Source organism: Pseudomonas sp. Sample_24 (assembly GCF_004307605.1).
In the GTDB taxonomy this organism is placed as follows: Bacteria; Pseudomonadota; Gammaproteobacteria; order Pseudomonadales; family Pseudomonadaceae; genus Aquipseudomonas.
This window is the reverse complement of record NZ_RCNW01000117.1, coordinates 72,998-87,400: the sequence shown is the minus strand read 5'-3', so window position 1 is coordinate 87,400 and position 14,403 is coordinate 72,998. Positions and strand designations below refer to the sequence as shown.

Annotated in this window: 12 protein-coding genes; 2 read left to right on the top strand and 10 right to left on the bottom strand. The window is 60.2% G+C overall.

Going from position 1 to position 14,403, the window contains the following annotated elements; all coding sequences use genetic code 11:
* Together D8V06_RS06125 and D8V06_RS30340 are read left to right on the top strand one after the other, a co-directional pair.
* On the top strand, positions 1-887 hold an 887-nt coding region (locus D8V06_RS06125; protein WP_130930623.1), incomplete at its 5' end, for a malate:quinone oxidoreductase.
* Positions 888-1,143: 256 nt separating this feature from the next.
* Positions 1,144-1,308 carry a hypothetical protein gene (locus D8V06_RS30340; protein WP_177434384.1) on the top strand — a complete coding sequence of 55 codons (165 nt, stop codon included), beginning with the start codon at positions 1,144-1,146 and terminating at the stop codon, positions 1,306-1,308.
* An 8-nt stretch (positions 1,309-1,316) separates the two neighbouring features.
* On the opposite strand, the gene D8V06_RS06120 is transcribed toward D8V06_RS30340, so the two are convergent.
* The 10 genes from D8V06_RS06120 to D8V06_RS06075 form a co-directional block, all read right to left on the bottom strand.
* Positions 1,317-1,703, bottom strand: coding sequence for a VOC family protein (locus D8V06_RS06120; protein WP_056853374.1), 387 nt, complete (start codon positions 1,701-1,703; stop codon positions 1,317-1,319).
* 25 nt (positions 1,704-1,728) lie between these two features.
* Positions 1,729-2,181 (bottom strand): hypothetical protein, encoded by a 453-nt coding sequence (locus tag D8V06_RS06115; protein WP_130930622.1) that lies wholly within the window; start codon positions 2,179-2,181, stop codon positions 1,729-1,731.
* Positions 2,182-2,252: 71 nt separating this feature from the next.
* Positions 2,253-2,747, bottom strand: a complete 495-nt coding sequence (locus tag D8V06_RS06110; RefSeq protein WP_130930621.1) for a PaaI family thioesterase — start codon at positions 2,745-2,747, stop codon at positions 2,253-2,255.
* Between the two features lie 66 nt (positions 2,748-2,813).
* Positions 2,814-3,992, bottom strand: coding sequence for a PLP-dependent aspartate aminotransferase family protein (locus D8V06_RS06105; protein ID WP_130930620.1), 1,179 nt, complete (start codon positions 3,990-3,992; stop codon positions 2,814-2,816).
* Entirely contained in the window at positions 3,989-5,365 is a 1,377-nt protein-coding gene (locus D8V06_RS06100; RefSeq protein WP_130930619.1) for a pyridoxal-phosphate dependent enzyme, read from the bottom strand. The genes D8V06_RS06105 and D8V06_RS06100 overlap by 4 nt, the downstream gene beginning before the upstream one ends.
* 310 nt (positions 5,366-5,675) lie before the next feature.
* Positions 5,676-5,960, bottom strand: a complete 285-nt coding sequence (locus D8V06_RS06095) for a hypothetical protein (protein WP_130930618.1) — start codon at positions 5,958-5,960, stop codon at positions 5,676-5,678.
* An 84-nt stretch (positions 5,961-6,044) separates the two neighbouring features.
* Positions 6,045-9,134 carry a multicopper oxidase domain-containing protein gene (locus D8V06_RS06090; protein WP_241667783.1) on the bottom strand — a complete coding sequence of 1,030 codons (3,090 nt, stop codon included), beginning with the start codon at positions 9,132-9,134 and terminating at the stop codon, positions 6,045-6,047.
* A gap of 415 nt (positions 9,135-9,549) precedes the next feature.
* Positions 9,550-10,878: a TolC family outer membrane protein gene (locus D8V06_RS06085; protein WP_056853381.1), complete on the bottom strand. Its 1,329-nt coding sequence runs from the start codon at positions 10,876-10,878 to the stop codon at positions 9,550-9,552.
* Between the two features lies 1 nt (position 10,879).
* Positions 10,880-12,220: an HlyD family type I secretion periplasmic adaptor subunit gene (locus tag D8V06_RS06080; protein WP_056853382.1), complete on the bottom strand. Its 1,341-nt coding sequence runs from the start codon at positions 12,218-12,220 to the stop codon at positions 10,880-10,882.
* A 7-nt stretch (positions 12,221-12,227) separates the two neighbouring features.
* Positions 12,228-13,964 carry a type I secretion system permease/ATPase gene (locus tag D8V06_RS06075; protein WP_130930617.1) on the bottom strand — a complete coding sequence of 579 codons (1,737 nt, stop codon included), beginning with the start codon at positions 13,962-13,964 and terminating at the stop codon, positions 12,228-12,230.
* Positions 13,965-14,403 lie beyond the last annotated feature (439 nt).

The following is a 14,403-nucleotide window of genomic DNA, read 5'->3' as shown; positions in this document are numbered from 1 at the left end:
AAACCGAAACCGACGCCAAGTTCGTGTTCATCGGTGCCGGCGGCGGTGCCCTGCATCTGCTGCAAAAGTCCGGCATTCCTGAAGCCAAGGAATACGCAGGTTTCCCGGTGGGCGGCTCGTTCCTCGTGACCGAAAACCCGACCCTCGCCGAGCAACACCTGGCCAAGGCCTACGGTAAAGCTTCCGTTGGCGCACCGCCGATGTCGGTTCCGCACCTGGACACCCGTGTGCTGGACGGCAAGCGCGTGATCCTGTTTGGCCCATTCGCGACCTTCAGCACCAAGTTCCTCAAAGAAGGTTCCTACCTGGACCTGCTGACCACCACCACCACGCACAACGTGTGGCCGATGACCAAGGTCGGCATCAAGGAATACCCGCTGGTCGAGTACCTTGCAGGTCAACTGATGCTGTCGGACGAAGACCGCCTCAACGCCCTGAAAGAATACTTCCCGAATGCCAAGGCCGAAGATTGGCGCCTGTGGCAAGCGGGCCAGCGCGTGCAGATCATCAAGCGTGACGAAGCCGCCGGTGGTGTGCTGAAACTGGGCACCGAAATCGTCGCTTCGCAAGACGGCACCATCGCCGGCCTGCTGGGCGCTTCCCCAGGTGCTTCGACCGCCGCACCGATCATGCTGAGCGTGCTGCAGAAGGTCTTCAAGGACAAGGTCGCCACCCCGGCCTGGCAGGAAAAACTGCACCAGATCGTGCCGAGCTATGGCACACAACTGAACGCCAGCCCTGAAAAGGTTGCGCAGGAGTGGGCCTACACCGCCAAGGTGCTGGAACTGACCCCGCCGCCGGCGATTGGCCAGGCTGCTCCGGTTACTGTTCCGGCAGAAGCACCGAAAGCACCGAAGGAAAATGCTGCGGCTGATATGGCTTTGTGATCCAGTTGTTCTGCCGTTGAGGTGGGATGCCTGATTTAGCTGATCCGCAGTAAAGAAAACCCGCTGAACCGGTAACGGTCAGCGGGTTTTTTGTGAGCTGTCGGTTGTAGGAGCGAGCCTGCTCGCGATGCACCTGAGAGCGCCCGTGTTTCTTCAGGAAGCACGCGTTATCGTTGACGCCCGTCGCGAGCAGGCTCGCTCCTGCAGGGATTTGTATCTGATCCGTATTATTTTATGTTTTCTGCATCTGTAATGAGTGCAGTTTGCGCCTCACTATAGTGACCCGTTCCGCGACTCGGACGCGGTGCACCGCAACTTCAATATGCAGGAGGCCTTTATGGGCAAAATGGCGATTTTCCTCGGTGGTTTTTTGGTTGTGACGATTCTGATTGGCGTGCTCGCGACCATTTCGCCGGTGTGAATGACGGTTCAGTTCTTTTGCGCAATCTGGATCAGATTGCCGCACGTATCATCGAACACCGCGGTCGTCACCGGCCCCATCGCTGTTGGTGGCTGAGTGAAGTGCACGCCAGCAGCGAGCAGCCGTTGGTACTCGGCGTGAACGTCGTCGACGCCGAATGAGGTGTAGGGAATCCCGTCCTGTTTGATCGCCGACTTGAACGGTTTCGCTGCCGGGTGGGCATCGGGCTCCAATAGCAATTCGACGCCGTCGGGATCGCCGGTCGAGGTGAGCGTCAGCCAGCGGAACTGGCCCATCGGGATGTCATGCTTGAGTTCAAAACCGAGTACGTCCCGGTAGAAGGCCAGTGCCTTGTCCTGGTCGTCGACCATCACGCTGGTGACTACGATTTTCATGTTTTTTCCTTGTGAGCGAGTGTGGCTATTGCGCCATGGTCGACTGCTTGATATCCCCACAAAAAATATCAACGTTGCCATCGGTCGCAGCCGTGCGCACGAGTATGTGATGCTCACTGGTCAGCAGTTCAGGCAATGCCACCGGTACGCTTCTGGAAAAGGTCCAGCCGCGTATGGGTTGGCGCTCGGTGTTGACCCGGTCGTTCATGGCGTAGGCGACCGGGCCGGGCTGCTGGCAGCTGCCTTTGTTGATAAAACTGTAGAGGCGCAAGGGCAGGGTGGATCCCATTGGAGCGCCGCTGATGAAGAAGCTCAGTCCGGTCTGTTTGCCCCAATCGGACAACGTGACATTGCCGATCTGACCGGCATTCTGTCGGGTCGCATCAAGGTTCACGAAGACGCCATGGTTTGAGGATGAGGTGCAGCCGTAGACACCGAGGCTGATCGTCAGCGCCGCCAGTGAATGTCTGAGTTTCATTGCTGCACTCCTTTGTTGAACATGAGCGGATGTCGCTGATTGATCACTCTGCGGCTCACAGCGGCGCTGCGCTATCGGCCGTGCGCGGCGTCGGCGAGTTGCCCGGTGTCGACCCGGACGAAAACCGAGTCGCCCACCGCTGTCAGTACGTCCCCGGCGAAGACCTCGCAGATGACTCGGGTTTTGCGTCCGACTTCGCCTTCAACGGTCGCCCGCAACGTCAGCGGCACGCCCATGGGTGTCGGCTTGATGAATTTGATGCCCAGGTTGCCGGTGACGCAATTGATCCGCGGCAGGCTCGCGACTTCGCGGTTTTCCTGTCGGTAATGAAAGGCCATCGCCGTCCAGTTCGAGTGGCAGTCCACCAGCATCGCGATCAAGCCGCCGTAGACCAGGTCCGGCCAGCCGCAGTATTTGGTTTCGGGTACATGCTCGGCAACGACATGTTTGCCGTCCTCATGCCAGTAACTCTTGATGTGCAGTCCGTGTGGGTTGCTGCCACCGCAGCCGTAACAAACGCCGTCGGGTGCAGCGGTGTCTTGCAGGGAAGTGTCTGGGTTGGACATGTCTTGATTATCCGAAAAATGTGAATCCAGTGTTCAAGGGTGAATGTACCCGCTGCTACGGCGGCGTTAAATGCGTGCCAACGCCTGTGCGAGATCCGCGCGCAAGTCTTCGACGTCCTCGACCCCCACCGACAGTCGCACCAGCGCATCACCGATGCCCAGTTGCGCGCGGGTTTCCACGGGGATGGTGGCGTGGGTCATGATCGCCGGGTGTTCGATCAGGCTTTCAACGCCGCCCAGGCTTTCAGCGAGGGCGAAGATCTGCACGTTTTCGAGGAAGCGTCTGGAGCCGGCCAGGTCAGTATTGAGGTCGACGGAAATCATCCCGCCGAAGCCGCGCATTTGCTGGCGCGCCAGTTCGTGCTGCGGGTGTGAGGGCAGGCCTGGGTAGTAGACGCGCGCCACTTGCGGTTGTTGCTCCAGCCATTGCGCCAGTTCCAGCGCGTTGCTGCAGTGGCGCTCCATGCGCAGCGCCAGGGTCTTGACCCCGCGCAAGGTGAGAAAGGCATCGAACGGCCCGGCGATGGCGCCCACGGCGTTTTGCAGGAAACCCAGGCGCTCCGCCAGTTCGGCGTTCTGGCCGACCACAGCGATGCCGCCGATCACATCCGAGTGACCGTTCAAATACTTGGTGGTCGAGTGCAGCACGATATCGAAACCCAGCTCCAGTGGCCGTTGGATCCACGGACTGGCAAAGGTGTTGTCGGCCACGCAGATGATGTCGCGAGCGCGGCAGATGCGGGCGATGGCGGCCAGGTCCGAGAGCCGCAGCAGCGGATTGCTCGGCGTCTCGACCATGACCATGCGGGTGTCATCCTGCAACGCCGCCTCGAACGCCGACAGGTCGGTCAGGTCGACAAAACTGAATCGATGCCCGGCGCTGCGTTGGCGCACTTTGTCGAACAGGCGGAAAGTCCCGCCGTACAAGTCGTTGCCAGAAACGATGTGCGAGCCCGCATCGAGCAGTTCCAGCACCGTGGAAATGGTCGCCAGGCCGGAAGCGAAGGCGAACGCCCGGGAGCCGCCCTCCAGATCAGCCACGCAGCGTTCCAGTGCCCAGCGTGTCGGGTTGTGCGAGCGCCCGTAGTCGAGGCCCTTGTGTACGCCCGGACTTTGCTGCAGGTAAGTGGAGTTGGCATAGATCGGCGGCATCAACGCCCCGGTGGACGGGTCCGGCTCTTGCCCGGCGTGAATCACTCGGGTGGCAAAACCATGGGCGGCGCCCGTTTTATCGTGCTGACTCATGCAAGGGATCTCCGTAGATGATTGAGCAAGTCGACCCGGGTGATCAGGCCGTGGAAGCCTGAGGCGTCGGCGATGATCGCCACCAGTCCGCGGTCGAGTTCTTCCTGCAGTTCAGCGAGGCTGGCGGCGGGTGGCAGGGTTTGCAGTTTGTCGGTCATGGCGTCGGCGACAGTCAGGCGGAAGTGCGAAGCGTCCTGATGCACCCGCAGCAAAATGTCGGATTCATCGATCACCCCGACCAGGCGCTGGCCATCGATCAGCACCGGCAGTTGCGAGACGTCCGCCAGGCGCATGCGCTGGAACGCGGTGAGCAAAGTGTCGTCGGGGCCGACGCTGATCACCCGGCCGTCCTCGAAGCGCCGCGCAATCAGGTCGCGCAGGTCGCCGTAGCGTTTGCTTTGCAGCAAGCCCTGGTCGCTCATCCATTGGTCGTTGTAGACCTTCGACAGATAGCGAGTGCCGGTGTCGCAGACAAAGCTGACCACGCGTTTGGGCGCGGTCTGTTCGCGGCAATAGCGCAACGCCGCTGCCAACAGGGTGCCGGTCGAAGAGCCACCGAGGATGCCTTCGGCGCGCAATAACTGGCGAGCGTGATCGAAGCTTTCTTCATCGCTGATCGAGTAGGCGTGGCGCACGCTGGAGAGGTCGGCAATCGACGGGATAAAGTCCTCGCCGATGCCTTCCACTGCCCAGGAGCCCGGGGTGCCGATGGCGCCGCTGCGGCTGTATTCGGCCATCACTGAGCCGACCGGGTCCGCCAACACCATCTCCAGCTCCGGCTGTACGCGCTTGAAGAAACGGGTCAGGCCGGTCAGTGTGCCGGCCGAACCGACACCGACGACAATGGCATCGACATCGTGCTGGGTCTGCGCCCAGATCTCCGGCGCGGTGCTGCACTCGTGGGCCAGCGGGTTGGCCGGATTGTTGAATTGATCAGCAAAAAAGGCATCGGGAATCTCACTCGCCAAGCGTCCGGCAACGTCCTGGTAATACTCCGGATGACCCTTGCCGACATCGGATCGGGTGATGTGAACCTCGGCGCCCATGGCCTTGAGGTGCAGGACTTTCTCGGTGGACATCTTGTCCGGCACCACCAGCACCACCCGGTAACCTTTGGCGCGGCCGACCAGCGCCAGGCCCAGGCCAGTATTGCCAGCGGTGGCTTCGACGATCGTGCCACCGGGTCGCAGGCGACCGTCGCGCTCGGCGGCGTCGATCATGGCCAGACCGATGCGGTCCTTGATGGAGCCGCCGGGGTTTTGTGATTCGAGCTTGAGAAACAGGGTGCAGGGGCCGGTATCGAAACGGCTGACACGCACCAGTGGCGTGTTGCCGATCAGTTCAAGTACCGCGGGGCGGGAGTTATCAGGCATGTGGTCACCTCACTGCGCATATGCGCACAGGATGAACAAAAGGGGCGGCCGGTCATGGCGCCGGTTGTCGATATTGTTGTGTCTGGACCATAGGCCGGGATCGGCTCATTCGCAACCGCTCCCGGTCAGTCGGTCGCGTTGCCGGGCGATACAATAGCGATGATTTCAGAGCGGATTTGGCAGAGCCTGCCAAGGCTGCCAGTGACCCCGACGTTGGGGAAATACCCTGAATCCGGTGACCTGTTTGGGGGCTGCATTTGACTGGCTGTACGAGGGAGATAGATGCAGGAGAAAGTGGAAAAACAAAGATTCAGAGCGTGACAATAATCATCACCAGATTAACTTCCTGCATCAGTTGCGTAATGCTCACAAGCCCCGTGGCTTGCATCGCCGCCATGAGCATTGCCGGTTGTGGTGTCAGTGAGAGTGTGGCCAGCAGTTGAATATCCGGCGCAACTTTCTCGATAAGGCCAATGGCCGCGAACGTTGCGCCGGTCACCCAGACGGCCACCGCGGATGCGGCTACAGTGGCGATGATGATCACGGCAGCGACCAAGGCAGTGATGAGCACTGCCATCATTGCTTGTCCTGCCATGACCACCTCCGCCGATTGATGAGTGCTTGAATCTGCCACAGCAAGGGGCGGGCCAAATCCCCGCCCTGGTTGCTGCGCTAACTGTCACTGGGTTATCGGTGCCGAGACAGTCACAGTCACCGTCGCCGGTGCCGACAGGGCGTTCCTGGTATCGCTGGCCTGATAAGTAAAGCTTGCCGTGAACGGCGCGGCGATTGTGGCCGGTGGCGTGTAGACCACACGTGCGCCATCAGTGCTGACCGTGCCCTTGCCGACACCCGGTTGCGTCAGGCCTGTCACTTTGAGCGGTACGTTACCGTCAGGGTCGTTGTCGTTGGCCAGGACATTTATCGTCAGCGGTCTGCCGTCGCTGCTGACAGCGCTGTCGGGATAGGCGAGCGGTTTTTTGTTTTCGACTTCACCTGTGCGAAAGGTCGGCAGCGCCGCAGAGTTCACGTAGGTAACGCCGTCCCAGCCGGGCAGGGGTGTTGGCATCAACTGGAATTGGCCAGGCTTCTCGACGTCCCAGCGCAGCAGCATCGAAGTGTCCTCGTGCTGGGTGTTGTGGCAGTGCTCCATGTAGGTTCCGGCGAACTCGCGGAAGCGGACAGCTATTTCCACGTCCACTGAACTGTCGATGCCTTCGCCGATGCGATAGACGTCTTTGCGCGCGCCTTTTTCCCATTCAGGCGGGGCCTTGCCGTCGCGGTTGAGAACGATGCCTTCTTCGAAGTGCACGTGCACCGGGTGGGTCCAGCCGTTGCCGCCGTTCTTGATTTTCCACACTTCCAGCGTGCCGTCGCCGCTGTAGCCAGCGTCGGTTGGGCCGTTGGCCAGTTGCGGGGCGGCGTTTATGCGCCGTGAGTCATGCTGGTAGCCAAAACCACCGTCGGTCTTGATCGTCCAGGGTTCCTGGTCGGTGCCGTCGGAGCGGCCGAAGATGAACTCGCGATGCCGGGCCGCCTTGAGTTTGGTTTGGACGGTCGGATCGTCGCGGTTAAGGGTCAGTGGGATCATGACCTTGCCAGCGGCTTTGCCGGGTTTGGCCGGTTCATAATCAGCCGGGTTCATACTCACGTCCGTGCCGCTGTAAGGCTGAACCACCAGTTGCAGAAACTTGCCCACCACCGGATCGCCGTTGTCCCATTCCAGCCCTTTGCTGCCCAGCTTCAGCACCGCCTTGTACTTGCCGGACAGCACGTCGGCCAGACTGAGCGGATCCATCTCCGGCCCTTTGCCGGTCTGATGCGCCATCAAGTTGACGAAGTACAGTTTGTCGCCGGTCTTGATGCCGTTTTTCGCGAAGTTGACGATGATGTCGTAACGCTCAGCAATGCCTTGGGCGGGGAGGATGGCGTTGTGGTCCTGCAGGTCTCCGTCGGCATCCAGGTCCATGCTGCCGTCGAACGGCACGGCGTGTTCCATGATGTTACCGTCGTTGCCGATCAGGTGGAACGGCACCCGGGCGAAGGACACGCCGGAACCTGCCGGCCCCGGGAACTCACCGCCGGTTCCGGCGATTTCGCGGACCAGCGCGATGCGGAAATAGCGCGATACCGAGCCGTTGAGAATGCGGAAGCGGTAGCTGCGCGCGCGGACTTTCAGGCGCGGCTGATACTGCCAGTTGACCAGGATCTGATCGCCAAGAAAGCCGTCGGTGTTGAACGGGTTGAACCACAGCTGACCGTTCTTATCCCAGGCCTTGTCGGCCACCATCAGGTTGACGTCATAGTCGCGGTTGCCCCAGGGCAATGCCGAACCGCTGGGCAAGCGCAGGTTGACGCCGTCTTCCATCGCCTCATTGCCACGATCCAGGGCGCTGTAATAATTCATCATCACCGCGTTGCCCTTGTAGACGTTCTGTGCGGTGAAATCGAGCATGTGGTCGTGGAACCAGTGGGTGCTCATGGTTTCGCGCCAGTCGCCACGGATCTTGATGGTGCCGTTGTTGCAGGTCTTCAGACCCGGGCTGGCATCGTTGACGAACAGGGTTTCGCCCGGTGCGCAGGGGAACGCCGCGCGTGGGTCTTCGGCCTTGGTGTTGGTGGTGTCGTAGCCGGCCAGTTGCAGTGGCCAGCGATAGTCGTAGTACTGCCCCGGAAAGAAAAACGCGTTGGTATAGCCGTCGCTTTCGGCCGGGGAGTGGCCGTTGTGTTCGTGGGTGCTGAGGGTGTGCAGACCAAAACCCATGTTGGCCGCTGGATCAATGGGCAGGGCGTTGTAGTGACGCATCAGCACCGGTTGGCCATGCCGCGCCATCAGCAGTTTTACCGGGAAGGTGCCGTCGAAGGTCCACAGCGCTTTGTGGTTCTGGATCGGCATGTTGGGGTGAAAGCGGGTGTCGATGCCTTTGGTGGTGCCGACAATGTTGGGGTTGTCCGAGGTCTGGTAATAGAGCCCACCAGGTCCGAACTCACCGACGGCATAGTTGTGCATCTGCCTGCGGTCGCGCATGCCGCCGTTGATTCTGGCGCCCGCTTGCACGGTTTTGAAAGCGACCTGCGGGTAGAACTCGTTCCAACGCTGATGGGACCAGCCTTTTCCCGGCGGACGACCTTCAGCCGGCGAACCGACCGGATGGCGGTTGAGGAAAGCTTCAACCTGCGACTTCCACGGATTGCGATCCAGCACGTTGGAGTATTGCGACGGAAACGGATAGAGCCCGGGCTGGCGCATGAACGCTTCCAGTGCTGACCACGACGGGCCGCTGCGAGCGATGCTGTTCGGGTCCTGTTGTGGCGCTGGACCAGCGAGAGGCACGGGGAAGGTCAGCGGTGGCGCGGGCAGGGTCGGGTCGAGTTTTTCCGTGCCGAACTCCTCCAACAGCAGCAATTGCTGGGTGAAGGGTTGCGCCCCGAACAATGGGCTGGGTTTGCCGTTGGTGGGGATTTTGAACGAGGTTTGCAGGCTCGGCGGCAGCACGTTTTCAGTGCGCGGGGTGTTGCGGTCCCCGTACGCGCCGTTCGGCAGGGCCAGCGCGCCCTGGTTGGTCTCGGGCATGGTTTTCAAGGCTTCCAGCGCTGCCGCAGGGTCGGCAGGCGGATTGGAATACGCGGAGGGGTCCGTCGGTGGCGGCTGACTGAAGTCGTCGAGCGGCACGGCATGGGCAGTGTTGAGGGTCAGAAGCACTGCACAGGACAGGCTTGACCTGCGCAGCAAGTGGATGGAATTGAATGGTGGTGTCAGGCTTTTCATTGTTCACCCCTCGCGTAATGCCCCGCCGTCTCCACGTTCGGGACGACAGCTGATGCGGGTACACAGGGTGGAGCAACAAATGAGCCATTACCGCAGGGCGAAAAGAAAGTTCAATTTTGTTGACTGTTGTGATGAGTGATGTAAGTGACAGGGTCAGAGGGTGGGTGATATTCCTCAAGTTTGGTGGTGATTCCCCAACTTATTGGGTGTAGATCCCCACTTGTGCGAATGGTAATTGTCTTGTTTTGGACAGTGTTTGGATCCAAGAAAGTCAGCGGTTGCGAGAGAATAATACCTATTTGCAGGGGGTTATATGCGGTTAAGGGAAAGTTTTTCAACAGAAGGGAATGTCAAAAATGACTGGTCAGCAAAGCCGGTCGGTTTTCAATTGCCTCGACCGGCTCTCAGCTGAACGTTAGTTGGTGACCAGCAGTTCCGGACCAAGGTAGTCGTTGATTTGATTGATGTCGTCGTCACCCAGACTGCCTACCGAAGAAGCCAGGCGCAGACGCGACATCAGGTAGCGCAACTTCGCTTCGAACAGATCGTGGCGTGCAACGTACAGCAACTCTTCGGCGTTGAGGACGTCCGAGTTGGTGTTGGTACCGCCTTCCTTGAAGCCTTTGCGTGTCGACATCAGTGAGCGTTCGTTGGACTCCACGGCCCGCTCCAGCGCTTGAATGCGCTTGGCACCGCTGTGTATGCCGGCAAACTCGCGGGTGGTTCCGGAGATCACTTCCTGTCGCGTGGCGTCGAGTTCATCCAGGGCCTTGAAACTGTTTGCGCTGGCCTGGCGTGTCAGGGCGCTGGTGCCGCCGCCGTTGTACAGCGGGAAATTGACTTCCAGCCCGATGGAGCCGTAGCGGTTGCGTTGATTGAGCTCGGAGATTGATTGGCTGTCGCCTGCGGTGTAGCCGGCCACAAAATCCAGTGTCGGCCAGTGACCAGCCCGGGCACGCTTCACTTCTTCTTCGGCGAGGTTGCTGCTGTGCCTGCGCGCATGGATCAGCGGGCTATCGGTCTGGGCCTTGATCAACCAGTCTTGAAGGTTGCTCGGCAGCAGCGGTGGCGTTTCGAAGCCGGGACGCAACGTGGTCAGCGATTCAGGGGTTTCTCCGATGAACTCCTCAAGCTTGCGACGCGCATTGATCAGCTTGTCCTGCGCTTCGATCAGCTCGGCTTCGGCCAGGTCGCGGCGAGCGATCGACTCGTCGATGTCAGTGATGGTGCCGGCCCCCAGCTCCATACGCCGTTTCGCAGAGGCGAGTTGCTCATCGAAGGCGTTCAATTTGGACTTGGCGAGCACGATGGTTTCGCTGGCCAGGAGCACGTCGAAGTAGCTTTCGGCCAGTCGTACTGCCGCGTCCTGGCTCTTGGCATCGAACACCGCGACGCTGTAGTCGGCGCGTTGCTGACCCTGGCGGTACTCGGCCATTTTCTGTTTGTTGAACAGCGGTTGGCGCAACCGCACGTTGGCGCCCTTGGAGTCGTAGTCCAGATCCCGTTCGACACCGCTCTGGCGCTGGGTGCCGTTGACCTTGTTGTCGTAGGCCGAGGCACTGATCTGCGGTAGCAGGCCGGCCTGGCCGATGGCGCGGTTTTCCAGGCCGGCCTCTTTTTCATGCACCGCGGCGCGGTAGACGGGGCCTTGGTATTGCAGCAGATCCCAGGCTTGTTTGAGGTCCATGGCGCTGGCCGGGAGTGACAATCCCAGCAGGCAGAAAATCAGGCAATGACGGTCCATTTCATTGTTCCTTGAAGGCGCTGTCGACACGTTCGAGCATCGGTTTGAGAAGATAGCTCATCAAGTTGCGCTCGCCAGTCTTGATCGTGACGCTGGCGGGCATGCCCGGGCGAATGTGATTGCTGCCCAGCAGACTCATGCCATCGGGCGTGACTTCTACCTGAGCCAGATAGAACGGTTGCTTGCTTTCCTCGTCGAGCAGGCGGTCGGCGGAAACGGTCTTTACTCGGCCAGGAATATTGGGTGTCTGGGCATGGTTGAAAGCCGGAAACGCGATGTCCACGTCCAGGCCGGGAACCATTTTGTCGATGGCCTGGACGGGAATCATCGCGTCGACTTGCAGGGGTTCGTTGCCCGGAACGATTTCCATGATCTTGAAGCCCGGCTGAATGATCCCGCCGATGGTGGCGATGCTCAGGGACTGCACCATGCCATCGATGGGCGAGCGAATGACCGTGTGGGTCACTTCGTAGTCCAGCGCCCGCAAGCGGTCGGCCAGGGTGGTGTTTTCCTTGGCGGTGTCGGTGAGCTGCGATTCGACTTCCTTCTGGTAATCATGCTGGCGCTGCAAGATGCGCAGTTTGATTTCGGTGGTCTGGCTGCGTATGCGAGCGATGTTGTTCAGGTTTTCCGCCTGGCCTGCGGAGAGGTCGGCGTTGCTGCGTTCCAGTTCGAGCAGGCGGTTGCGCGGCACATAGCCTTCGGCCGCCAGCACGCGGGTGCCTTGCAGTTCCTGGTTGAGGAAGTTGATCTGCGAGGCGCGGGCGCCATAGACCTGCTGCAGACCCTTGAGCTGCACTGCCGATGCCGCGAGGTTTTCCTGGAGGATGCTGATTTCGCCAGCGAGGCCGGCGCGCCGTGTATCCAGCAAGCGCTGTTGCAAATTCATGGCGGCGACCAGGCGGGGGTCATTGCCGAATCGCTTGAGCAATTCGGGATCGAAGGTCACCACGTCGCGCCCGTCCCGTTCCGCTTCCAGGCGGTTTTCAACGGTCTTGCTGACGATGTACTGGGCGCTTACGGCACCCTGTTCGGCAACGGCGCGCAGTGAGTCGAGGCGGACGACTTCCTGGCCTTGTTTCACGGCATCGCCTTCGCGAACAAAAATGGCTTCCACCGTGCCACCGCTCAGATGTTGTACGGCTTTACGGTTGCTGGTGACTTTTACCGTGCCTGTCGCAACCACGCCGGCATCCAACGGCGCCAGCCAGGACCACAGGAGGAAACCGCCGAAGCCGGCCAGCACCAGCCACATGCCCCGGCGCAGGGGTTTGCCGACGTCCAGATCGACCTCGTTTCTGGGATCGGCGTGAATCAAGTCCGTGTGTGGGCTCATCTGCATGATCGGGTCACTCCCGTGCTTTAACGGAGGCCAGCGGAGTCGACGTGCCTGCAGGCATCACACTGGCCTTGCGCAGCGCTGCGAATACTTCGTCCCGTGTGCCCAGCATCTGCACGCCGCCGTCGCGCAGCATCAGCACCTTATCGACGGCGCAGAGTACGTTCGGGCGGTGGGAAATCAGAATGACGGTGGCACCGCGCTTCTTCAGCTGGCCCAGGGCATCGACCAGAGCCTTTTCGCCGACGTCGTCGAGGTTGGCGTTCGGCTCGTCCAGCACAATCAGATTGGGCTCTCCATACAATGCGCGGGCCAGGGCGATGCGCTGCTTCTGGCCGCCGGAAAGGGGGCTGCCATCGGTGCCCAGGCGGGTCTCGTAACCCTGCGCAAAACGCAGGATCATCTCGTGCACCCCTGTCGTCCTCGCGGCCTGGATGACCGCGTCGCTGTCCACTTCGCCAAAGCGCGCAATGTTTTCGGCGATGGTGCCTTCGAACAGTTCCACGTCCTGTGGCAGGTAACCGAGCCAGGGTCCGAGTTCGCCCTTGTTCCAGGTGAATATGTCCGCGCCGTCAAGGCGCACTTTGCCGGCCTGTGTCGGCCAGACGCCGACCAGCAAGCGGGCGAGGGTGGATTTTCCCGAGGCGGATGGGCCGATAACCCCGAGGCTTTCGCCCGGCGAAAGGTTGAAACTTACCCCGCGCAAAATCGTGTTGCTGGTACCGGGTGAGCCTGCATACACATTCTCCACCCCGAGCATGCCCAGCGGGCGCTGCAGCGGCATGCTGGGTGGTCGGCGCGGAAAGTCTTCCAGCATCTCGTTGAGCCGGCTCCAGGCCGAGCGGCAACCGAGCAGTTGTTTCCATGACGCGATCACTTGTTCCACCGGGGCCAGTGCGCGGCCGGTGAGGATCGAGCACGCAATCATCATCCCGGGGGTAATCTTGCCTTCGATGGCCAGCAGCGCGCCCGCGCCGAGGATCAGTGACTGCAAGGTGATGCGCACGAAGCGCCCGATGCTGCTGATCAGAGCGGCGCGATCGGAGGCCAGGGTCTGCATTTCCAGGATGCGCAAATGGCTTTGGTACCAGCGTTTGCCAATCGACGGCAGCATGCCCATGGCCTCGATGACTTCAGCGTTACGCAGGTTGTTGTTGGCGTAGCAGGCGGAAGAGAGGGCGGCATGATTGGCTTCGGCCAGGGGTTTCTGCGTGGCCTTTTCGGTGAGATAGGCCAGGCCCACCAGAATCAGTGATCCGATCAGGGTGACCAGTCCAAGCAGTGGGTGGATCAGGTAGGCAACCAGCAAATAGATCGGCGTCCACGGTGCATCGAAGAAAGCGAACAGGGCATTGCCGGTGATGAACTGTCGAACCTGTGAGAGATCTTGCAGGGCCTGGGCTGGATTGCCTCCGGCGCGATTCAGATTACGCTCGAATGCGGCGGTGAAAACGCGTCGGTTGAGGTCCATGTCCAGGCAGTTGCCGACCCGGATCAGCACTCGGGTGCGGACCAGTTCCAGCGTGGACATCAGCAGGAACAGCCCGATCACCAGTAACGTCAACATCGTCAAAGTGGTGACGTTTCGGCTGACCAGTGCCCGATCATAGACCTGGAGCATGTACACGGCCGGCGTCAACATCATGACGTTTATCACGCCGCTGAACGCGGCCAGTGAATAAAAACTGCGGCGCAGGCGAAAAATCGCGGCGGCAAGTTCGGATCGGATGTTCGACTGCTTGTGCATGTTGATAATCCCTCTCCGAAATCCGGTTTGCGATGAGGCAAGGCAGCTTGTGCAAGTGTTGTGCCGGCCCCTAGATGTAGGGGCATGGTCGGCTCATCGACGCAAGTTGTAGCGCTCTCGAAAAAGTTCAAAAAATATTTTCCTTCTGCCTTGGAGCGTAGGTGGCGTTTGTTTCTCTAGCGATACAGTTTTAAATAACATTTCGCTCTACAGATAATCTTGAATTTCTATATATCCTTTAAGAACAATTAGTTGAGTACCCAAATTTGGGTGATCTTTTTTTGTGCCGAAATATTGACAGCTAGTTGCTATGGAACTTTAGTCATGGTTGGGGAGACGCCCTCCTGAAGCCTGCCATCGCTTTGGCAACGCAGGCCACGGTGTTTCTTGAAGGAGCACAGCATGTCGAGCATCTCGTTCTACCTCGCAGTCACGGAGC

Coding starts and splice junctions, on each gene's coding strand:
- D8V06_RS06120 (WP_056853374.1), bottom strand. CDS start 1,703: ATGAAAATCGTAGTCACCAGCGTGATGGTCGACGACCAGGACAAGGCA.
- D8V06_RS06115 (WP_130930622.1), bottom strand. CDS start 2,181: ATGAAACTCAGACATTCACTGGCGGCGCTGACGATCAGCCTCGGTGTC.
- D8V06_RS06110 (WP_130930621.1), bottom strand. CDS start 2,747: ATGTCCAACCCAGACACTTCCCTGCAAGACACCGCTGCACCCGACGGC.
- D8V06_RS06105 (WP_130930620.1), bottom strand. CDS start 3,992: ATGAGTCAGCACGATAAAACGGGCGCCGCCCATGGTTTTGCCACCCGA.
- D8V06_RS06100 (WP_130930619.1), bottom strand. CDS start 5,365: ATGCCTGATAACTCCCGCCCCGCGGTACTTGAACTGATCGGCAACACG.
- D8V06_RS06095 (WP_130930618.1), bottom strand. CDS start 5,960: ATGGCAGGACAAGCAATGATGGCAGTGCTCATCACTGCCTTGGTCGCT.
- D8V06_RS06090 (WP_241667783.1), bottom strand. CDS start 9,134: ATGAAAAGCCTGACACCACCATTCAATTCCATCCACTTGCTGCGCAGG.
- D8V06_RS06085 (WP_056853381.1), bottom strand. CDS start 10,878: ATGGACCGTCATTGCCTGATTTTCTGCCTGCTGGGATTGTCACTCCCG.
- D8V06_RS06080 (WP_056853382.1), bottom strand. CDS start 12,220: ATGCAGATGAGCCCACACACGGACTTGATTCACGCCGATCCCAGAAAC.
- D8V06_RS06075 (WP_130930617.1), bottom strand. CDS start 13,964: ATGCACAAGCAGTCGAACATCCGATCCGAACTTGCCGCCGCGATTTTT.